The organism is Zobellia sp. 1_MG-2023, from assembly GCF_030549125.1.
GTDB lineage: Bacteria > Bacteroidota > Bacteroidia > Flavobacteriales > Flavobacteriaceae > Zobellia > Zobellia russellii.
The window spans coordinates 105,855-126,819 of sequence record NZ_JAUOSY010000010.1 but is presented as its reverse complement, the minus strand read 5'-3'; the positions used below and the strand labels follow the sequence as shown (position 1 = coordinate 126,819).

The window sequence follows — 20,965 nt, the reverse complement described above, 5'->3', positions numbered from 1 at the left end:
CATGGAGTATTTAAAGAAGACCTACCGTTGGTTTGGGCCTAATTTTGGAGTAACCCTGGCCGATATTGCACAGCTAGGGGCTCAAGGTATTGTTACAGCTTGCCACAGCATACCTACGGGTGAGGTGTGGCCCGTAGAGGTCATTGCCAATGTGAAGAATCAAATCGAACGGCATGGTATGGAATGGTCCGTAGTTGAGAGCGTAAACATTCATAATGCCATTAAATACGGGCTTCCCGAAAGGGATATGTATATTAGCAATTATATCCAAACGCTTAAGCATCTTGCCCAGCATAACATTTATACAATTTGCTATAATTTTATGCCCCTTATAGATTGGACGCGTACAAATCTAGATTACCAGTTACCTAACGGAACATCCAGTTTACTTTATGACCCTATCGCCATAGCTGCTTTTGACCTCTTTATACTGAAAAGGGAGCATGCCTCTGAGGTATATGAAGAGCGAGTGGTAACTAAGGCGGAAGCCTATTTTAGCAATTTGTCCGCCCAAGAAAAGAACACATTGGAGAAGGCCATTCTTGCCGGTATACCGGGAAGTAAGGAGTCAATTGAGATGTCCGTTTTTAAGGAAAACTTAGCGATGGTAAGCCGGATATCAAAGAGGGAACTTCAAGAAAATTTGGCGTATTTTCTTAAAGCTATATTGCCAGAGGCTGAAAAGCTGGGTATTCATATGGCCATTCATCCAGATGACCCGCCTTTCTCGGTTTTTGGTATTCCAAGAATCACTTCAACCTACGAGGATTTGACATTTATTCGTGATTGTTACCCTTCAAAACATAACGGTTTTACCTTTTGTTCCGGTTCATTGGGAGCTTCTCCCAATAATGATTTGGTGAAAATTATAGAGGACTTTGGAGACCGTATTCATTTTATCCACTTAAGGAATGTACAATTAAGTGCTTCAGGTGAGTTTTATGAGGCCGAACACCTTAATGGTTCCGTGGCAATGGATGATGTAATGGAAGCCTTTATAAAAGAACAGCTAAGACGAAAACAGTCCGGAAGAACAGATGTAGCCATTCCTTTACGGCCTGATCACGGCCATGTTTTGCTTGATGATAAAAAACGACAGAGCGATTTCTATCCTGGGTATTCATTAATTGGTAGGGCTTTGGGTATGGCGCAGTTAACAGGGCTTGAGAAAGGAATTCGGCATCAGATGAAATTGGTTTGATGCTACTCTAAAACCTCCCTAAAATCTTCAAAGAACAGTTCTACTTGGGCCATCTGTTGACTAAGGAAAATCATAGTTTCTTGCCAAGTATTTTTATTGTGGATAGAAACGTTTTCTAGGGTCACGTATATTCTTGAAATTTCTTTTCCGTTGGAAAGAAAAAAGGCTTCATCAAAGACCGCTTCCGGAAGGTATTCTTCCGACTGTAGAAGAGATTGTAGAGATTGGAATTTCTCCCAAAGGGTAATGCGTCTTTCAAGGTCATCGGTCTCTATATCAATGGAAACCATCGCCTTTTTAAGGTCAAAATGAAATTTAAAGACCAGACCTTTCACTTTGGTGTTGTACAGTATCCACTTTCTAGGATACGATTTTCCAAAAGCGATCCAGAAGTCTTCCCGTAATTTTTTTGATTCCGCTTTGCTGAACATCCTATAAAAAATATGCGATTGCAATACCAAAAATAATGGCGATTATCTTGCGGAGGTTAAAGGTATGCCCCTCGGAACTTTCAAAGAGTATAACCGTAGAAATATGAAGGAACACACCTATGACCAATGCATTAATTGACGCAAAGTAAGTGTCTGCATAATCCGTATGGTTCGCAATATAACTCCCTAAAGGTGTCATTAAAGAAAAAATGGTAATGAACAAAAATGCCTTGGTAATCGGGATTTTAGAATTTAATAGAAAAATGCTTAAAATTATGGCTATGGGCACCTTGTGAATTAAGATACCGTAAATAATGGTGTTGTGGTGGTGTATGGGAAAGCCTTCCAGAAAAGAGTGAAGACAGAGACTTCCAAAAAGTAACCAAGGGAAAAGTTTCTTTTCTTTGTCCAGGTGAACGTGTCCATGTTCCGCTCCTTTAGAAAAGAACTCCAGAATAATTTGAAGCAAAATTCCAAGCATTACGAACAAGCCTACATTTTTTGCGTTGCCATGTTCGTACACAGAGGGAAAAAGCTCAAATAAAGTAAGAGCCAAAAGAAAAGCGCCACTAAAGGCCAAGAGTAATTTAAAGTGGCTCTTGTTATCAGGTTTCACAACATAAACAAAAGCAAAGCTCAACAGAACGGCAAAAATGGGTAAAGCGTAATTCATTAACGGAAAAATCGTTTATATAGAGGCTCTTAGTCTTGAATTCTAGCGGTAATTACAGCTATGAACCCTATTTTTCCAATGTTTCAGAAAAGCAATTTTATCCTTCCGGTATTGAAAGGACATACGGCATTTAAGAAAGCAATGGGCGGGTTCGTATTTCTCCGGCTAAAATACTGTATTTTTGCGGCAACTTTAGAATAAGACATGAGTAAAAATTTTAAAATGGTCGCCAAGACCCTCTTTGGTTTTGAAGAGATTTTGGCCAAGGAAATCCGTAACCTAGGTGGCGGCAATGTAGTAGAAGGGGTAAGAAATGTTGCTTTTGAAGGTGATACCGGCTTTATGTACAAGGCCAATCTGTGTTTGCGTACAGCTATAAAGATCATTAAGCCTATTCATTCTTTTTCGGTTCGTAGTGAAAATGACCTATATAAAAAGATATATGCCATGGATTGGGCGGATTACCTTTCGGTAGATACCACCTTTGCTATAGATTCTACGGTAAACTCGGATAATTTTACACATTCGCTTTATGTGTCCCAAAAAGTTAAGGATGCCATTGTAGATAAGTTTAGGGATATGGATGGAAGCCGGCCTAGTGTAGATGTAAAGTTTCCGGATGTTCGCATCAATATACATATTCATAATGACCATTGTAATGTGTCCTTAGATAGTTCAGGCAGGTCCTTGCACCAAAGGGGCTATCGTACGGCTACCAATATAGCACCGATCAATGAGGTATTGGCGGCTGGCCTTTTGCTTATGAGCGGATGGGACGGGCAGTGCGATTTTCTTGACCCCATGTGTGGTAGTGGCACCATGCTTACCGAAGCGGCCATGATTGCTTGTAACATTCCGGTAAATATCAATAGAAAGGAATTTGCTTTTGAAAAATGGCATGATTTCGACCAAGATTTGTTTGATAAGATTGTAGATGTAAGTCTTAACAAGGTTCGTGAATTCCATCATAAAATAGTAGGGTATGACAAAGCCCCTTCTGCGGTTCGCAAGGCAACTGACAATGTTGAGAATGCTAACCTCTCCGAATATATATCCATTGAACGAAAGAACTTTTTTGATACCGAAAAGTTCACCGATGGCAAGCTACACATGGTTTTTAACCCGCCTTATGGAGAACGATTGAATTTGGATATGGAGGATTTTTATGCATCCATTGGCGATACCTTAAAGCAAAAGTACCCAGGTACGGATGCTTGGTTTATTACTTCCAATATGGAGGCACTTAAGTATGTAGGCTTGAGACCTTCACGAAAAATAAAGGTATTCAACAGTCATTTGGAATCTCGCTTGGTAAAGTATGTAATGTACGAAGGCAGTAAAAAAGCTAAGTACATGAATAAAGACAAAGAGTAGTTGTCAACTCTATTTTAAAGTTATTTGCTTATTGCTTTTTAGGCCTGTCTTTTCCGTTAGGTTTTGGTTCGGGCTGGGGTTGGGGTTCTTCTTTTTTAGGCTCGTTTTTCTTTTTGTAAAGCGGAATGAGATAACTGAGGGAAAAATTGTAACCTACACCAAAACGACTGCCATCGGTAACTTTGTTAAAGCCAGGAATAAATAGGTCGTCAAGCTCGTTTTCAGGGCGTTTATTGGTTATTAAAATGCCTAAGCGGGCACTAGCACCAAAATAGAGATTTCTTAAAACTTCGGCCTTAACCCCTGCAACAAATTCCAACCAGGATTTATTTCGGCCTTCGTATTTACCAAGGGCGTCGGTTGCTGCAGCAAAATCCTCAGGGTGCCAATAGCGGTTGGTATCAAAAATCTTATAAGCGTCCAGTTCTTGGCTAAACGTGCTAAACGCAAAACGGCCACCAATATATATCATGTTTTGTTCACCGTACCAATTGCCGTACGTATTATAATCTATACCCGCTTTAATGTAACTGCCAGACGTTGTAAAGGTATATAAATCCCCACTTTCTATGTCAACATCAGGACCTAAGGGTGTGCCAATAGTTTTTTTCTCGTTGCCCAGTTCGGCGGCCAAATATAGGTTTTGGGTAAGCCTATAATCTCCCACTAGTTCCAACCCTGTGTAATTGTCCTCAAAAAAGGAGACCACAAGTCTGCTTAAATCAACACCAACTCTAAGGCCATAACGTTGCTTATAAACGGTGGTATCTTTTTTGTTCAGGTCTATAGGTTCGCTTTGGGAAAATCCCGTAGCAATAATCAAGAGAAAAAAGAGACTAGTGAAATATCTTAACATGGGCGGAAGCTGTGTTTTCAATAAGTGCATTATCAACATCTATGGTTTGGACCCAAACGGAATCGTCTTGTTGTACGGTTACCTCTAAGTTCTCAAAATTGGCAATGTAACCACAAGCTCTGGACTCGTAGATTTCTTTTACGTCATAGCTAAAGGTTAATGTATCCACATTTACATCATCAATACTCAACTGTCTGGACATGGCGAACGTAGTGCTGCTGGCATCCACACGCAAGGGCAGAACAATACTATCTAGTGCTATATTGTCTATGGTGTCTTTACCTTGGTTATCTAAAATGCCCCAAACAATTAGGTTTTGAACATCTTTAAACTCTGTTGGGTTGAGCGCATCATAAAAGCGAATGACCAATTGGGGTGTATCCGCATCCGTACAAATATCATCTTTTTCGCAGGCAGAGAAGGAGAGAATTCCCAAGGCGATTATAAAAAGTATTTTGAGTTTGTTCATAAAGCTATAGCTTTTTCAAAAGTACAATATTTTCAACATGATGGGTTTGGGGGAACATATCCACCGGTTGAACTTTTACAACTTGGTACATCTCTTTCATCAGGGCCAAATCTCGGGCCTGTGTGGCGCTGTTACAACTCACATAAACCACTTTTTCAGGTGCAATGTTCAAGATTTGTTGTACCACATCTTTGTGCATACCATCCCTTGGAGGGTCCGTAATAATAACATCCGGAGTACCATTGGCCTCTATGAACTCTTGGTTGAAGACGTTTTTCATATCGCCCACAAAAAAGTCTACATTGCTAATTTCGTTTCGCAGGGCATTGGCCTTGGCATCTGCAATTGCTTCCGGAACGGATTCTATACCTACTACTTTCTTTGCTTTTTTGGAAACAAACTGAGCAATGGTTCCAGTACCGGTATAGAGGTCGTATACGAGTTCGTTTCCTCGTAAATCTGCAAACTCACGGGTAAGTTTGTACAATTCGTACGCTTGTGCCGAATTGGTCTGGTAAAATGATTTTGCGTTGATTTTAAATTTCAACCCTTCCATTTCTTCAAAAATATGGTCGCGACCGGAGAAGCAAACAATTTCTTGATCGTAAATAGTATCGTTCTGCTTTTGATTAATTACGTATAAAAGCGAAGTAATCTCAGGAAATGTCTCTTTTAGGTGATTTAAAAGCAGCTCTCGTTTAGCCTTGTCATCTTCGTAAAACTGTATCATAACCATAAGTTCGCCCGTAGATGCTGTTCGTATCATAAGGGTGCGCAATTGGCCATGCTGATTTCGCGGATTAAAAAATGTGAGTCCGTTTTTAATTGCAAAATCACGGGTTTCTAGCCTAATAGCATTGGATGGATCTTGCTGAAGATGACATTTTTTTATGTCCAATATTTTGTCCCACATTCCCGGAATGTGAAAACCCAAGGCATTTTTATCCGCAATATCTTCGTTAGATTGAATTTCTTCCAAGGTTAGCCAGCGGCTATCCGAAAAAGAGAACTCCATTTTGTTACGGTAAAAATATTGTTCCTCAGAACCTAGAATAGGAGTGGTTTCCGGCAGTTCAAGATGTCCAATTCGTTTCAGGTTATTCTCAACTTCCTTTTGCTTGTAATAGAGTTGGTGCTCATACCCCATATCTTGCCACTTGCAACCTCCACAAACGCCAAAGTGTTGGCATTGTGGTTCTGTACGCTTATCTGAATAGCTGTGAAAAGCCGTTGCAACACCTTCAAAATAAGCCTTTCTTTTTTTAGTAGTCTGTACATCAACTACATCACCAGGTACGGTATTGGTCAAAAATATGACCCTCCCATCAGGAGCTTTACCAATTGTTTTTCCTTTTGCACCGGCATCTACAACCTCTATGTTCTCGAATACCTGTCGCCTGTTCTTTCTTCGCATGCGGCAAAAGTAAGCATCCCATGGCATTTATTATAACTCTCTTTACGATAGGGCTTATTAAAAATAGTTAAATATGAATTTTATACTTGTAGATCTGTACAGAAAAACAATAATAAAGGTTATTTTAATTCTGAAACCATAAAATTTATGCCTTCCCTAAAGTCTTGTTAAATAAACATTTGGTCGCTTTTTGGCAGGTTCTTTTAGAACTGATAACTAAATTTTATAGATTTGCAATTCTACAAGGATGATTTCTCTCCCACGCTGAATTTTCGAATCTTCGAAAGGATAAAGGTATAGAAGGAATTACTGAAGTTTTATTTTAAAGTAATTTTATCATGTCAGTTTTAGAAAAAATCACATCTGAAAATGCTATTGCATTGGAAGAAAAGCACGGAGCACACAACTATCACCCATTGCCTGTTGTACTTAACAGGGGTGAAGGCGTACATGTTTGGGATGTTGAAGGAAAAAAGTATTACGATTTTCTTTCGGCCTACTCCGCAGTAAACCAGGGGCATTGTCACCCCAAAATTGTTAAGGCCATGACCGATCAGGCACAGACCTTAACACTTACCTCAAGGGCATTTTATAATGATATGTTAGGTAAGTATGAAAAATATGCGACCGATACATTTCAGTTTGACAAGTTGTTACCTATGAACACTGGGGCCGAAGCAGTTGAAACTGCTTTAAAACTTTGTCGTAAATGGGCATATGAGAAAAAAGGCCTGAATGAAAACGAAGCACAGATTATTGTTTGCGAAAACAATTTTCATGGTAGGACCACTACTATTATTTCTTTTTCTAACGACCCTGTGGCCCGTAAGAATTTTGGACCGTACACGGCAGGTTTCATTAAGATTGAATACAATAATCTTAAAGCATTGGCAGATGCTTTAGAGCAAAACAACAATGTTGCAGGTTTCCTTGTTGAACCAATTCAAGGTGAGGCCGGGGTTTATGTTCCTTCCGAAGGATATTTACGTGAAGCAAAGGCGCTTTGTGAGAAGCATAATGTTCTGTTTATAGCAGATGAGGTACAGACCGGTATTGCCAGAACAGGTAAGATGTTGGCCGTGGATCATGAAAACGTAAAACCGGACATCCTTATTTTAGGAAAGGCACTTTCTGGCGGGGCATACCCTGTATCCGCAGTTTTGGCCAATAATAATATCATGAACGTTATTAAACCGGGGAATCACGGAAGTACTTTTGGAGGTAATCCTATTGCTGCCGCCGTAGCTATGGCTGCCTTGGAAGTAGTGAAAGATGAAGAGTTGGCTAAAAACGCCGAAGAATTGGGTGTTTTGTTCAGAGCAGAACTTAGTGAGTTCATTAAAGGGTGCAACATAGTTAACGGGGTTAGGGGTAAAGGTCTCCTGAACGCTATACTTATTAATGATACGGAAGAAAGTTCTACCGCTTGGGACATTTGTATGGCCCTCAAGGAAAACGGACTTTTGGCAAAACCTACTCATGGTAATATTATTCGTTTTGCACCCCCATTGGTAATGAACAAAGAGCAGTTACTAGATTGTGTTCAGATTATTAAAACTACATTGAAACAGTTTGAAAGATAATCTTGAGATAACAATAAAAAAAAGCCTGAAACTTAGTTTCAGGCTTTTTTGTTTAGAATAGTATTTCAGTTTTAAAAATCACCTCCAGAAGCTGCGGAAATAAGTATAGCGGCTATAGCTCCAAAATAAATGATGCTGATCAGCAAGTAAACGGCTGCTAGGGCCAAGCCTACATAGGATAGCGTTTTTCCCGTTTTAACATTTTCAATACCTGTATATTCGCCATTACTTTGGTCAAAAGTGCGTTGCGCAGTTTTAGCGTGCGATAAACCAATGAAGCTGAAAATAGCACCAAAGGGGCCACAACAAAGCAGGGTCAATACAATTGAAAGAATTCCAAAGGTCAGGGCGTTACTCGCTCCCGGTAAGGGTTGTTGCATAGTTTTATCCTAAAAGTTCTTCCATTTTTTCACGCATCATTTCTGGGTCTTGCATTTCATCAAATCCAAAGAAAGCAATCATACCAATAGTCATCAATAAATAAAGAACACTTAGCACTATACCTATAATAGCAAGTATTTTTCCGGTTTTTACATTTCCGTAATCCGTGTAGTTTTCAGGGTTTTCTAAATATACGGCAGTTGCTTTTTTGGCCAAGACCAATGCTACTATACCAAATATAAGACCAAGAATACCGTAACAACAGCAAGTAACTATTGAAAGGATTCCAAATACAAGAATTAGCGTGGCGTTGGGTAGTTTGTGTTGTTCCATTTTTTAGTGGGTTAGGTGAGTCATTTTTAGAATATAGTTAACTAATATAATAGTACCGCTCAGTATTCCGAGGGCCATTTTTATATACGTGTCATAACGAAACGTGGTAAATTGGCTTGCAATTGAAAACAATACAAGTGGTATAAGAGTGAAAATTGCCGGATACATATCAAAGGCAGCACCAAAATCTCCTTTAAAGAAAAGAACAATAGAACGCTGAAGCCCACAACCTGGACAATCAATACCAAAAAGCTTTTTGTTTAAGCATGGTAGCATAAAGTCTTCAAGAACCAAAAGAAACGTGGCTAACTGCATTTTTACCGTTTAGCAATTCTATCAGGAAAATTACCATTATTTTTGTGGATACAAAATAAATTATGGCCGTTTTTCAAATAGGGGACAAGGTAGAGACCATAGATGATGTTATCTCGGGCAAGGTTACAAAGGTTTCCGGCGGAAGTATAACTATAGAGACCAATGACGGATTTGAGCTTGATTTTGAGGCCAATGAACTAGTTAAGGTAGATACTGGAGATATACGTGTTAGCAATTTCGAAATCAACCAAGTAAAGGCGCAAAAGGAACTTCCAAAGAAAAGAAAGTCCCAAGGTTTAAAGCCAAAGGAGCGCAACGCGCCAAAAATGGAAGTGGACCTTCATATTCATCAATTAACAAGGTCTAGCAAGGGTATGAGCAATCATGAAATGCTCAATTTACAATTAGACACGGCAAGACGTCAACTGGAATTTGCCATGCGCAAGCGCATTCAAAAAGTAGTGTTTATTCATGGGGTTGGCGAGGGCGTGCTCAAAGAAGAGCTTTATTACCTTTTTAGACGCTATGATAATGTAAAATATTATGATGCGGATTATCAGAAATACGGCCTTGGCGCCACTGAAATCTACATATACCAAAATAGCTAGTTCCCCACGGTAGTATAGGTTCCTAGAACAAAGTTGTCAAGAGCTGTAAGTGTTACATCGGCAACATCATCACCATTCCCTTTTAATACAAGTACGGTGGCATCTAAGGAAATTGTGTGCGTATAAGTAATTGCTCCCGCACCATCAGGTTCCCCGGCTACTGTTTCAACATTTATGGTTCCTCCCGAGGAAACAAAATTATGACTAATCATTTCTTCCGAAAGGGGAGAGGAAGTACAGACCATTTCATCGGCTACGATAGTATCCAGTACCGTATAGTTAAATTCACCATTTTCCAATGTAGAGGTCCTAGGTTCGTCTACCATAGTGACTTCATTTGCTAAAGCCGATAAAGGAATATCAAGAGAAACAAATTCATCATTTATAATTTTGTACAATCTAAGACTACCGTCTACAATAGCACTTTCACATTCTGAAAAATCAGTTATAGACTCATAGTTGGAAAAAGGAACCTCAAGTTTAAAACTGGTAGGTGTGGAGGTCTTAAAAGTACCATAGGTTAATGTAGAGGCATCCGTAATACTTTCATTTTGGTCATTGGTCAAGGCCAAGCCATTTATGAGAATAGTGTGCGAATAGGTTTTTACATCTTTAGAAACGGCGGTTACTTTAGTGTTTACGGCTATATTTCCTGCGGTTGCCGTATTTTCACTAATTACCGTAGGTTCCAATACAGGAATGGTAGAGCAAAAATAATCGGACGAAACGTCATCGGAAAAAAGGCGGTAAACCAAACTAGAAGAACCTCCTATGGTACTGGTTAGCGTACCTTCCGTAGAGCTTTCGTTAAGCAATAGTCCGCTTTCCAATTCTAACAAAAATGCTTCGTCTCCATCAATCTTAAAGAAAAAAGTAGTGTCCAGAGGGTCGTCTTCATCGCCGCAAGAGGAAAGAGCAACGGAGTCAAAATCCACACGTTCAATTTGTAGGTCACCATCGTCGCAAGCAGATAAAATGGCCAATAGACCTAAAAGTAGCATTTTTTTCATGTGTCAAATTTAAAGGAAATAAAGGACAAGTTTATTCTGAATTAGGGAGAAATTAACTTTAATTCCGCTAATTTTGGAGGCTCTTAATTGAATTTTTTGGTAATGGAAAAGGTTTATTTGGATAATGCGGCCACTACGCAAGTACGTGATAATGTTATTGTAAAGATGCAGGAGGCACTTGCTAATTTTTACGGTAACCCATCATCTGCGCATAGTTTTGGACGTTCTGCAAAAACTGCTGTTGAGAGTGCTAGAAAAACCATAGCTAAATATATGAACGCCCATCCGGCAGAGATTATTTTTACTTCCGGTGGTACTGAGGCAGATAATATGATTTTGCGTTGTGCCGTACGCGATCTAGGGGTGGAGACTATCATTACTTCTAAAATTGAACATCATGCCGTTCTCCATACAGTTGAGGATTTGGCAAATGAAAAGGGTGTAAATGTGGCGTATGTTTATTTGGACGCTTACGGGAACCCTGAACTTTCTCATTTGGAAAAGTTGTTAACACAGGACAATTCCAAAAAGTTGGTGAGTTTAATGCATGTTAATAACGAAATAGGTAATAAGATCGATATTGCAAAGGTCTGTACGTTATGTCATGCCCATGGGGCCCTTTTTCACTCGGATACGGTACAGTCTATTGGGCATTATGCTTGGGACGTTAAAGAAGTACCTGCTGATTTTCTAACTGCGGCAGCGCATAAATTTCATGGTCCAAAGGGAATAGGTTTTGCTTATATAAAAAGAAATTCAGGATTAAAACCATTCATATCCGGTGGGTCTCAGGAACGTGGTTTTAGAGCCGGAACGGAATCTTTCCATAATATTGTTGGATTGGAAATGGCCTTTACGGAAGCCTATGATAATTTAGAAGAAGAGACAGCTTATGTTAGCGAGCTAAAGTCTTATTTTATTGATAGGATGAAAAAGGAAATTCCCGGAGCCAAGTTCAACGGGCATTCTGGCACTATGGATAAAAGCACGTTTACATTGGTGAACGTTTGTTTGCCCATTGATCCGCAAAAAGCGTTAATGCTCTTGTTTCATTTGGATATTAAAGGAATAGCTTGTTCCAAAGGAAGCGCATGCCAATCCGGTAGCGATTTGGGATCCCATGTTCTAACGGAAATTTTATCGGAGGAGGATCTTAAAAAACCTTCGGTGCGGTTTTCTTTTTCAAAGTATAACACCAAAGAGGAGTTGGAATACACCATTCAGGCATTAAAGGAGTTTGTAGAAAAATAAAACTCCCTTTAAGGGGAGTTTTCAGTTTTACTTTTGTTTCCTGTCTTTTCGTTTTTCGCGGTCGTAAGGAAACTTACGTGCCGCCAGTTTCATCATGCGGTCAATAAGGTCTGTTGTGTTCTTTCCCGACTTTTTATTGATTTTCTTTTCGTATTTCCAAAGAAGTTTTCCACTGGTACCATCACTTATTTTTACACCTATTCTCCCATAATTGGCATCGCCGGAAAAGTAATCCATAAAGCTGAACTCGGTAGGTATGCCTTTGGACAGAAGTACGTTTAAATCCATGTTTCCACTTATAATACCATCTACTCCCAGAATTTCACTCAACTGTTTGGTCGTGTAGACATCAATATTATTGTAGTCAATTTTATTCTGGGCCAATATGGCGTTGGTATTTTTTACATCTTGAAAATCTACCGAAAATTTCTTCTTCTTTTTCCTTTTTGAAAAATAGGTTTCAAGGGCGTTTTGCACCGCATAGCCTTCTTTTTGTTCAAGATCGTTCAATTCTTCTTTTGAAATATCGTCCTTAAGTTCAAGATTAGCCAAAAAAGGAATAATTGCCAACACTTCGTGCGAATCGCTCAGGGCATCAAATTTATCACTTTCGTAAATATTCTTCTGTGCGTTAGCTAAAACGGATGTTAGTAAGAGTGCGGCAAAAAAAATCTTCTTCATTAGTTAGTTTTCTATAAGCGCATGCGTAGCCTAAGGTTGAACACACGGCTTGTCATGAAATTGGGAACGGCAAATTGTTGCTTGCTATCAACATCCCTCACCCACGTATTTGTTATTGAATTTTGATTGTTGAACAGATTAAATATCTCAAATCCTGCACTTAGCTCTTTAAATCTGTGAAGCCAGTGGTTTTTGGGATAGGTTCTGTTTCCGCCAACAAAAATATGCGAAATTCCTAAATCCGCCCGTTTATAATCAGGTAATCTGTTATTGTAATTATATGGATCGGCATAATTTGGGGAACCGCCGGGTACTCCCGTATTATAAACTAGGTTCAGATACATTTTAAAATTGGGGAATTCAGGTATGTAATCTTGAAAAAGAACACCAAATTTTAACCTTTGGTCAGAAGGTCTGGCAATGTACCCACGGTTGTTGCTATTTTCTTCGGTCTTTAGATATCCAACACTTACCCAAGATTCAGTACCCGGCACGAATGCTCCGTTCAGCCTTAAATCAAGCCCCTGTGCATAGGCTTTGGCATTGTTATTGGCTACGTAGCGTATACGTACATCCTCTAAAGTGTAGGTGTTTACATGGTTCAATCTTTTATAGTAGACTTCGCTCATCAAGGTAAATGGGCGTTCCCAGAGGTTAAATGAGTATTCGTTTCCAAAAACAAAATGAATGGATTCTTGAGCCTTTACATTGGGGTTTGTCGTTCCGTTTTGGTCTCTTAATTCCCTATAGAACGGAGGTTGGTGGTAGAGGCCGCCGGAAAGACGAAAAACCATATCGCTTTTCCAATTGGGTTTAAAGGAAAGTTGTCCGCGAGGGCTTATAACCGCCTGTGATACCGATTTGTTTTTCTTGTCGTTAATGGCCCAATAATGGGCACGTAGCCCAAGATTGTAATAAAAATCATGTACTCCCAAGTTCATGCGGTTGCTGAATTGTATGTAACCTGAAAATCTATCGGTCTTTACAAAATTTCTTGCGTTTACTCCGTCATAGGCAGCAAGAGGAGAATCAAAAGGTTCTTCGGGCTGATTATTGCTGAATTCAGTTAAGGGTGGCCGAACAAAAAAACCAACGGAATCAATAAATTCCGACTCGCGTAATTGGTCGCGAATGTCTTCGTGTGTATATTTTGCGCCCCATTCCAATACTTTGTTTTCTTTGGTGTGGCTTCCCTTGTGGGAGAGATTGAAAATTAGGGCATCCAATTCATTTCTGGCGCGGTTAAATTGGGTACCTATTCCGCGTAAGTTAGTCGCGTTACCTAATGAGTTTCCGGAAAGGTCATTGTCTATATTCCCAAGGGTGTATTGGGCAATTACATCTGAATATTCTTCTTCAGTAGTGTGGTAAAGGGATGCAATGAGCTTCAAGACCGTATTGTCATTCAGGTAATAATTACCTTTTAGCGCTCCTAAGACGGTATTGTAGCGATTGTTTTCTTCACCTTGATAATAGACTATCAAAGTTTTTGGTTCGGTTATTGTCCCAAAATTAGTTTGCCTGTTTAGAGGTTCGTTCTGGTAATCGTTTATGGAAATAGTTCCCAAAAAGTCCAAATGAAACTTTTTGGAGAACTTGTAGCTTGCATAGGTTTGGGCATCTGCAAAGGTTGGGTTGAAATTGGTGTTGGTTTCTTGGCTATTGACCAATAAGCTATTGTTTCTATAACGAATACCGCTAATAGTGCTTAGCTTTTTGGTTTTGGAAACAGTTTCTATAGATGCACTTGCTCCTAAAAAACTAAGGTCTAACTGTACACCGGTTTCCGAAGGCTTTTTATAGGTGATGTCCAAAACAGAGGAAAGTTTATCTCCATATTTGGCCTGGAACCCTCCCGAAGAAAAACGCACATTCTGTACCATATCACTATTTACAAAGCTCATTCCTTCTTGTTGTGCGGATCGAACCAAAAAAGGACGATAGACTTCAATCTCGTTCACATATACCAAGTTTTCATCATAATTGCCGCCTCTAACATTATATTGTGTACTGAGCTCATTGCTAGAGGAAACACCTGGCAGCAATTTTAAAATATTCTCTACACCTGCATTGGCACCGGGTATATTCCTAACAATTTCAGGGCTGACGGTAGTAATGCCTTCCACTATTTTTTTTCCTGTGGGGCTAACGGTAACTCCAGCAATTTGAATGGCATCTGTACTTAAAACCGGATTGAACTCAAAAATTTCGTTTGTGTTCAGAACCAAGTTTTCTAGCACGGCGTTTTTATGGCCTAAATGAGAAAAGGTAACGGTTATAACCCTATCTGCGGGAACCTGAAGGGTGTAAAATCCATTTGTATCGGAAGAGGTGCCAATTGTACCAGAGGTAATGTTTACTTCTTTTAAAGGCTCGTTGGCACTGTTCATAACAAGGCCGGTAAGTGTAGCGGTCTGTGCACTCGTATAAAGTGTAAAACCGAATATCAAAAAAAGAATAACAAGTTTAGAGCACTTCAAAAAGGTGTTATTTTCTGTAAAAAGTACTGGTCATGGTGTTAGTATTACCAACATTGTCCGTTACCGTAACTTCAAGTTTGCATTCTTTCTTGTCTAAGATAACATCATCAAAATTATAGGTAAGCGTAGCCGTTTTAGGCTCATACTCCATTAGGATCCATTCTCCGTTAATGGTAGCGGAATAGGTGTCTATACCACTAAGGTCATCGGTAATACGAACACTAAGATAGTGGTAATTGTTCAGCCATTGTTTTTCCTTAAAATTCTTGGGCCTAATTTTTGGGGCTACGGTATCTTTTGCCAAAGTGTAGGTGCCCAAGTTCCTAGTGCGCGTTGTAAAAGTATTCCCTCGTTTATAGGTAGAAGCGTGAGACGGTCTCAATTTACTGTCAAGTCTTGCAATGAACATTTGCTTTCGCTCTGCTTCAGGATATTTAGAAACATCAAAAGTAATGGTAAAGTTACGGTGTGCAGGAACACTGGCGTTGTGTATCTTAACCGTGTCATCGTCTTTCTTTAAATCAATGTAGAAATTGTCGTAAAATGTGTTTGCCGGGAAATATACTTTGGCCGCACCTAAATCATAGTTATTAGGCTTTTTAGCAATGACATAATTTTCTGTCTTCTCTTCTTTTTTATCAACTTTTACAGGTTCTTTTTTGCCTTCAACAGGTATTATAGCCTTTGTTAAGTTGCCTTCAAAATCTTTTATCAACAGCTCTACTTTGTAGCTTAGTCCTTCACGAACATCAATTTTACCATCATTTTCTAATGTGTTGTAAATGCTAAGTTTGTTTCCGGGGGCCTTGTACAATAGTTGAATACGTTGGCGGTATTTACTGTAGTGATAATAATCAATAAGAGTATTGATGTATCTGGTTTCGCCAAAAGAGAAGGACTCCAGGTCGTAATCTGTGTAGACTTTTCCGTTTACCACTTGCTGAACGGAATATACGCCGTTGTGGTTGGCCGCAAGGTCTTGACGGTCGTAACCTACAAATCCAAGCCCTATGGTGCCAACGGCATAAATAGGGTCTGCCAGGAAAGTACCGTCTTTTTGCCTTTTGAAATTAAGGGGTGTTGTGTTTTTATTTTGATTGATTTGAGCATCATCGGATAATGGGAAGCCATATAACCTCTGTAAAATTGGATTGGTAGCATCCCGAACATCAAAGCCGTAAAGCAAAGGGTTGGTGGGCTTTTCGGAAATACTGCTTCTAATTTCAAAATGAAGGTGGGGGCCGGATGATCCTCCGGTATTTCCGCCGTAGGCGATAACTTCTCCCTTTTCAACCTTTATCTCGGAGTACCCGGGAAAATCTTCCACTTCGTATGATTTTTTCTTGTACTGCAGCTTCTTTATGAATTCTTGGATTTTGGGAGAAAATTTTTGAAGGTGTCCGTAAACGGATGTATAACCGTTGGGATGTGCTATGTAGAGCACTTTTCCATAACCCCAATGAGAGACTTTAATGCGGGTTACGCTTCCGTCGGCAATGGCGTAAATGGGTAAACCTTCACGTTGCTCGGTTTTAATATCTATACCCGAATGAAAATGGTTGGAGCGTAATTCACCAAATGTTCCCGCTAGAATCAAAGGGATATCAACAGGTGATCTAAAGGCATCTTGTGGGTATTTTTCTTGGGAGATGCCAACAGCGCTGATAAATGCAAAAAGGCCTATAAAAAGTTTTCTCATAATTCTTTGGACAGAGATACGAAATTAGCCAAACGGTTTCAATTCTTGAAAATATAGAGCATCAAAAATGATATATCTTATGTAACCAACGTTATTTAAAGGGTTAAAGTATTACTTGAAGAATAATTCAAAAAAGTATTGCTAAGTAGGGGCAGGTATGTTAACTTTGTGTAAAATGCATTGCGTTTGATTTATGAGTGAATTAGTCAAAGTCGTAGACTCTTTAGAAAATAAAATAAGCAAGCTTTTGCATAAGTTGGAGGTGCTTCACCAATCCAACACTAAATTGCAAGAGGAGCTTAACGCTCTAAAAGAAGACAAAGACAAGGTGTTGGATTCCGTTTCTATGTGGGAAGAGAAATACAACTCGTTGAAGCTTGCAAACTCAATGCTTGGCAGTAATACGAATAAAACAGAAGCTAAGCTTAAAATAAATACATTGATCAGGGAGTTGGACTATTGCATAGCGCAACTTTCGGAATAATGTTCAAACAATAACATGTCAGAAAAGCTAAAAATTAAGCTTTCCATAGCAGATAGGGTGTATCCTTTGACCATTGATCCAAGCCAAGAAGAAGGCTTGCGAAAGGCGGCGAAGAACATTGAGCAGTTGGCAAAAAAGTTTGAACAGAGTTACGCGGTACGGGACAAGCAAGATGTTTTGGCTATGTGTGCCTTACAATTTGCCTCTAAAATAGAGCAACGCGGTATTGATCAGTCCGAGGGAACCCTTAACGCAACCGAGCGTCTAAAAGCGCTAGATGAACTGGTGACCTCAAAGCTTGGATTAAAATAAATACGTTCTTTAAAATACATAAGTTACTGCCCACATTGGTAATACCTTTTGACAAACTCAACATTAATTTTGTTTAAAAAGGGTGAGTTTAGATTGTAAAAGCAGGCCCTACTCGTATAGGGATCCTTGATCAGTCTTGTAGCCCTAAACCTGTTTATTGGAGTTTGTACAAAACTTCTCTGATGTGGGCTTTTTTTATGGATTTGTTTGAGTAACTGCGGCGGTACAACTTTTTTATGTACGGTTCTGGTCTCTCAAGCACGTTCAAACCTAAATTTATAGTTATATGGATAGTGCAACACTTATAATAGCCGCGATTGTCGGCCTTGCGATTGGATTTGCCATCGCAAAATTTTTGGAAAAGGGTAAAGCCTCTAAAACCCTTTCCAATGCCAAAAACGAGGCAAAGACCATAATTAATGCCGCTAAGACGGAAGGTGAAAACATTAAGAAAGACAAAATTTTTCAGGCTAAAGAAAGGTTTTTAGAGTTAAAGGCCGAGCATGAAAAAGTAATCATTAGCAAGGATAAGAAAATTGGTGAGGCTGAAAAGCGTACCCGTGATAAGGAGTCTCAGGTAAGTAACGAATTGGCGAAAAGCAAAAAACTTAACAGTCAGCTAGATGCTAAGTTAAAGGAGGTAGCCCATAAAGAAGAATTCCTTGAAAAGAAGCAGAGCGAACTTGAAAAGCTTCATAAGAACCAAGTGCAGCAATTGGAAGTTATTTCCGGACTTTCCGCAGATGATGCAAAAGGGCAGTTGATGGAGTCCTTAAAGGAAACGGCAAAAACAGATGCCATGGCCTACATTCAAACCACTGTAGAAGAGGCAAAACTTACGGCCCAACAGGAGGCGAAGAAAATTGTTATCAACACCATACAACGTATAGGAACGGAAGAGGCAGTAGAGAACTGTGTATCTGTTTTTAACTTGGAATCCGATGATGTTAAAGGTAGGATTATTGGTAGGGAAGGTAGAAACATACGTGCTTTGGAATCTGCTACGGGAGTAGAAATAATTGTTGATGATACTCCGGAAGCAATTATTCTTTCTTGCTTTGATTCGGTGCGTCGTGAGGTAGCTAGGTTGTCTTTGCACAAGTTGGTAACGGATGGTAGAATTCACCCTGCACGTATTGAGGAAATCGTTAAGAAAACGGAGAAGCAGATAGAGCAAGAAATTGTTGAGGTAGGTAAACGTACCGTAATAGATTTGGGTATTCATGGATTGCACCCGGAATTGGTTCGTGCAGTTGGTAGAATGAAGTACCGTTCTTCTTATGGACAGAACCTGTTGCAGCACTCCAGAGAGGTTGCCAAGTTATGTGGCGTGATGGCCGCCGAACTAGGACTAAATCCAAAATTGGCAAAACGTGCCGGACTTTTACATGATATAGGTAAAGTTCCTAATACCGAGGCGGAGGTAGAAACCCCACATGCTATTTTGGGTATGCAATGGGCGGAGAAATATGGTGAAAAACCAGATGTTTGTAACGCTATTGGGGCTCACCATGATGAAATTGAGATGAAGACGCTTATATCGCCAATAGTTCAGGTTTGTGATGCTATTAGCGGCGCAAGACCAGGAGCACGTAGACAAGTATTGGATTCGTACATACAGCGTTTAAAAGACCTAGAAGAGATTGCTTTTGGTTTTGGAGGTGTTCAAAAAGCGTACGCCATTCAAGCGGGTAGAGAACTTAGGGTTATTGTTGAAAGTGAAAAAGTGAACGATGAAAAGGCGGCACAGCTGTCTTTTGAGATTTCACAGAAAATTCAAACGGATATGACGTATCCAGGACAAGTGAAAGTAACTGTAATCAGGGAAACACGTTCCGTGAACGTAGCAAAATAACCACTGATGAGTATATAAAAAAAGAGCCGCATTATGCGGCTCTTTTTGTTTTTCTAAATGATAAGTCTTATTTCTCGTATGGAGACTCTACCAGCTTATCTACTTCAAACGTTTCATCGTATTGAGGCATACGGCCACTTTCCCATAGTTCTAGGTCTTTTTTGGAATACACCCACAATGGTTTTACAAACGTATCTGTCCATGCTTTAGTCTTGGCTATCATTTCCTTTAAGCGTTCAGGATATCTACCGGATAGGTTCTTTTCTTCGCCTATGTCTTCGGTAATATTATGGAGTCTCCATGGTTCGTTGCCCATTCTCGTAATCTTCCAATCTCCTTGGCGCGCACCTACATCGTTATAACCTTCACGATAGCGTAACGAGTAAATCATCTCATCTTTGTATGGCTCCGTTTTGTTTATGACATGGTCTATAATGTTTTTCCCGTCTAATTTTTTATCCTGTGGAATTTTTGCATTGGCCAAGTGAGCAAAAGTAGGGTAGAAGTCCAATGCAGAAACAGGATGGTCAAATGTTTGGTTTTCTGCCAGTTTTTTTGGCCAATGGAAAAACATGGGTACACGATATCCGCCTTCCCAAGTATCTCCTTTTGTTCCTTTAAGCGGGTAGTTGTTGGCACCATAATCAAAATTACCTCCGTTATCACTTAAAAATACGATAAGGGTATTGTCCAGTTGATTCGTTTCTTTTAGGGTTTTGACAATGGAACCAATGCCTCTGTCCACTGCATAGACCATTGCGGCGTAGGTTTGTCTGTCCTTATCCTCTATATGGGCAAACTTTGCCATATCCTCGGTCTTGGCCTGTAACGGAACATGTGGGGCGTTGTAGGCAAGATAAATGAAAAATGGCTGTTTTTTCTTTGCTGCTGTTTTGATACTGTTATTTGCTTCCCTAGAAAAACCGTCGGTAATATACTCGGTTTCGTTTGCTGGTTTTCCGTTGTGTTCCATGGGGAAAACATAATCACGAATATTCTTGTTACCGGCTTTTACCTGTTCTGTATAGGTTTTCATGTATGTTTTGGGAAAGTAGTCATGCCCTCCACCTAAAAAGCCATAGAAATTATCAAAACCTCTTTTGTTAGGGTGAAATTTTGGAGCGGAACCTAAATGCCATTTACCTATGGCACTGGTATAATAACCTGCCTGTTGAAGCACTTTGGACATATAGGTTTCCTCTAACGGAACCCCCATATTGTCTTCGTCTTTGTCACTACTATTATGGAACAGGTTATATGGTGTACCGGTAAGATGTGGGTAACGACCTGTTAGTAATGCGGAACGGCTAGGACCACAAAACGGGTGTGCCACATAGGCCGATGAAAAAATTACTCCTGCCTTGGCCAATTTGTCCATTTCTGGTGTTACAATATCGGTAGAACCGTTAAAGCCAACATCGGCATAGCCAAGGTCATCACAGAGAACAACAAGGATGTTGGGGCGAGTTTCTTGGGCTAATCCGATGGTCGTCATAGACAGGATTGTAGCGAATAGAAATAGTTTGAAATGATTTAAGTGAGTTATCATAGCTAT

At 39.7% G+C, this 20,965-nt stretch carries 21 protein-coding genes and 1 other RNA gene; 9 read left to right on the top strand and 13 right to left on the bottom strand.

The genetic code is table 11. From position 1 onward, the window contains the following. Nucleotide 1 precedes the first annotated feature (1 nt). A complete protein-coding gene (uxuA, locus tag Q4597_RS17400; protein ID WP_303407379.1) occupies nucleotides 2–1,201 on the top strand; it encodes a mannonate dehydratase in 1,200 nt (399 codons plus the stop codon). A gap of 2 nt (nucleotides 1,202–1,203) precedes the next feature. Here uxuA and Q4597_RS17395 read toward each other — a convergent pair whose 3' ends face one another. Together Q4597_RS17395 and Q4597_RS17390 are read right to left on the bottom strand one after the other, a co-directional pair. After that, nucleotides 1,204–1,632 carry a DUF4268 domain-containing protein gene (locus tag Q4597_RS17395; protein ID WP_215441720.1) on the bottom strand — a complete coding sequence of 143 codons (429 nt, stop codon included), beginning with the start codon at nucleotides 1,630–1,632 and terminating at the stop codon, nucleotides 1,204–1,206. Between the two features lies 1 nt (nucleotide 1,633). Next, the gene (locus Q4597_RS17390) at nucleotides 1,634–2,305 is read right to left on the bottom strand and encodes a ZIP family metal transporter (RefSeq protein WP_215441718.1); all 672 of its coding nucleotides are present in this window, start codon (nucleotides 2,303–2,305) and stop codon (nucleotides 1,634–1,636) included. A gap of 204 nt (nucleotides 2,306–2,509) precedes the next feature. On the opposite strand from Q4597_RS17390, the gene Q4597_RS17385 reads away from it, so the two are divergent. Next, nucleotides 2,510–3,679 carry a class I SAM-dependent RNA methyltransferase gene (locus tag Q4597_RS17385; protein WP_303407378.1) on the top strand — a complete coding sequence of 390 codons (1,170 nt, stop codon included), beginning with the start codon at nucleotides 2,510–2,512 and terminating at the stop codon, nucleotides 3,677–3,679. 28 nt (nucleotides 3,680–3,707) lie between these two features. Here Q4597_RS17385 and Q4597_RS17380 read toward each other — a convergent pair whose 3' ends face one another. Genes Q4597_RS17380 through rlmD form a run of 3 tightly spaced genes read right to left on the bottom strand, consistent with a single transcriptional unit; the run spans nucleotide 3,708 to nucleotide 6,418 of the window. Further along, nucleotides 3,708–4,535 (bottom strand): DUF6048 family protein, encoded by an 828-nt coding sequence (locus Q4597_RS17380; protein ID WP_215914821.1) that lies wholly within the window; start codon nucleotides 4,533–4,535, stop codon nucleotides 3,708–3,710. Then, the gene (locus Q4597_RS17375) at nucleotides 4,516–5,004 is read right to left on the bottom strand and encodes a DUF6452 family protein (protein ID WP_215441712.1); all 489 of its coding nucleotides are present in this window, start codon (nucleotides 5,002–5,004) and stop codon (nucleotides 4,516–4,518) included. The genes Q4597_RS17380 and Q4597_RS17375 overlap by 20 nt, the downstream gene beginning before the upstream one ends. A 4-nt stretch (nucleotides 5,005–5,008) precedes the next feature. Then, entirely contained in the window at nucleotides 5,009–6,418 is a 1,410-nt protein-coding gene (gene rlmD / locus Q4597_RS17370; RefSeq protein WP_215441710.1) for a 23S rRNA (uracil(1939)-C(5))-methyltransferase RlmD, read from the bottom strand. A 338-nt stretch (nucleotides 6,419–6,756) separates the two neighbouring features. Here rlmD and rocD point away from each other — a divergent pair, with 338 nt between their 5' ends. Next, on the top strand, nucleotides 6,757–8,001 hold the full coding sequence (gene rocD, locus Q4597_RS17365) for an ornithine--oxo-acid transaminase (RefSeq protein ID WP_303407377.1): 1,245 nt from the start codon (nucleotides 6,757–6,759) through the stop codon (nucleotides 7,999–8,001). Nucleotides 8,002–8,072: 71 nt separating this feature from the next. Here rocD and Q4597_RS17360 read toward each other — a convergent pair whose 3' ends face one another. Genes Q4597_RS17360 through Q4597_RS17350 form a run of 3 tightly spaced genes read right to left on the bottom strand, consistent with a single transcriptional unit; the run spans nucleotide 8,073 to nucleotide 9,030 of the window. Beyond that, nucleotides 8,073–8,381, bottom strand: coding sequence for a CCC motif membrane protein (locus Q4597_RS17360; RefSeq protein ID WP_215441706.1), 309 nt, complete (start codon nucleotides 8,379–8,381; stop codon nucleotides 8,073–8,075). A 4-nt stretch (nucleotides 8,382–8,385) separates the two neighbouring features. Continuing rightward, nucleotides 8,386–8,715 (bottom strand): CCC motif membrane protein, encoded by a 330-nt coding sequence (locus Q4597_RS17355; RefSeq protein WP_215441704.1) that lies wholly within the window; start codon nucleotides 8,713–8,715, stop codon nucleotides 8,386–8,388. Nucleotides 8,716–8,718: 3 nt separating this feature from the next. Then, nucleotides 8,719–9,030: a DUF2752 domain-containing protein gene (locus tag Q4597_RS17350; RefSeq protein ID WP_215441702.1), complete on the bottom strand. Its 312-nt coding sequence runs from the start codon at nucleotides 9,028–9,030 to the stop codon at nucleotides 8,719–8,721. Nucleotides 9,031–9,092: 62 nt separating this feature from the next. Here Q4597_RS17350 and Q4597_RS17345 point away from each other — a divergent pair, with 62 nt between their 5' ends. Next, nucleotides 9,093–9,638 carry a Smr/MutS family protein gene (locus Q4597_RS17345; RefSeq protein WP_289042114.1) on the top strand — a complete coding sequence of 182 codons (546 nt, stop codon included), beginning with the start codon at nucleotides 9,093–9,095 and terminating at the stop codon, nucleotides 9,636–9,638. Here Q4597_RS17345 and Q4597_RS17340 read toward each other — a convergent pair. Beyond that, a complete protein-coding gene (locus Q4597_RS17340) occupies nucleotides 9,635–10,648 on the bottom strand; it encodes a hypothetical protein (protein ID WP_303407376.1) in 1,014 nt (337 codons plus the stop codon). The two genes, Q4597_RS17345 and Q4597_RS17340, sit on opposite strands and share 4 nt — an antisense overlap. 102 nt (nucleotides 10,649–10,750) lie before the next feature. On the opposite strand from Q4597_RS17340, the gene Q4597_RS17335 reads away from it, so the two are divergent. Further along, nucleotides 10,751–11,899 carry a cysteine desulfurase family protein gene (locus Q4597_RS17335; protein WP_303407375.1) on the top strand — a complete coding sequence of 383 codons (1,149 nt, stop codon included), beginning with the start codon at nucleotides 10,751–10,753 and terminating at the stop codon, nucleotides 11,897–11,899. 27 nt (nucleotides 11,900–11,926) lie between these two features. Here Q4597_RS17335 and Q4597_RS17330 read toward each other — a convergent pair whose 3' ends face one another. From Q4597_RS17330 to Q4597_RS17320, 3 genes are read right to left on the bottom strand one after another with little or no spacing between them, the layout of a single operon-like run. Further along, the gene (locus tag Q4597_RS17330; protein WP_215441694.1) at nucleotides 11,927–12,580 is read right to left on the bottom strand and encodes a hypothetical protein; all 654 of its coding nucleotides are present in this window, start codon (nucleotides 12,578–12,580) and stop codon (nucleotides 11,927–11,929) included. Nucleotides 12,581–12,591: 11 nt separating this feature from the next. Further along, a complete protein-coding gene (locus Q4597_RS17325) occupies nucleotides 12,592–15,060 on the bottom strand; it encodes a TonB-dependent receptor plug domain-containing protein (protein WP_408065844.1) in 2,469 nt (822 codons plus the stop codon). A 7-nt stretch (nucleotides 15,061–15,067) separates the two neighbouring features. Continuing rightward, nucleotides 15,068–16,759 carry a M23 family metallopeptidase gene (locus tag Q4597_RS17320; protein WP_303407374.1) on the bottom strand — a complete coding sequence of 564 codons (1,692 nt, stop codon included), beginning with the start codon at nucleotides 16,757–16,759 and terminating at the stop codon, nucleotides 15,068–15,070. Between the two features lie 193 nt (nucleotides 16,760–16,952). Between Q4597_RS17320 and Q4597_RS17315 the strand changes: the two genes are divergently transcribed. From Q4597_RS17315 to rny, 4 genes are all read left to right on the top strand, one after another. After that, complete coding sequence (locus Q4597_RS17315; protein ID WP_215441690.1) at nucleotides 16,953–17,243, top strand: hypothetical protein; 291 nt, start codon at nucleotides 16,953–16,955, stop codon at nucleotides 17,241–17,243. Nucleotides 17,244–17,258: 15 nt separating this feature from the next. After that, nucleotides 17,259–17,555 carry a cell division protein ZapA gene (locus tag Q4597_RS17310; RefSeq protein ID WP_215441688.1) on the top strand — a complete coding sequence of 99 codons (297 nt, stop codon included), beginning with the start codon at nucleotides 17,259–17,261 and terminating at the stop codon, nucleotides 17,553–17,555. Between the two features lie 55 nt (nucleotides 17,556–17,610). Beyond that, nucleotides 17,611–17,721: non-coding RNA, 6S RNA (gene ssrS, locus Q4597_RS17305), on the top strand. A gap of 120 nt (nucleotides 17,722–17,841) precedes the next feature. Beyond that, nucleotides 17,842–19,410, top strand: coding sequence for a ribonuclease Y (gene rny, locus Q4597_RS17300; RefSeq protein WP_303407373.1), 1,569 nt, complete (start codon nucleotides 17,842–17,844; stop codon nucleotides 19,408–19,410). A 67-nt stretch (nucleotides 19,411–19,477) separates the two neighbouring features. On the opposite strand, the gene Q4597_RS17295 is transcribed toward rny, so the two are convergent. Then, complete coding sequence (locus tag Q4597_RS17295; RefSeq protein WP_303407372.1) at nucleotides 19,478–20,905, bottom strand: sulfatase-like hydrolase/transferase; 1,428 nt, start codon at nucleotides 20,903–20,905, stop codon at nucleotides 19,478–19,480. Nucleotides 20,906–20,965 lie beyond the last annotated feature (60 nt).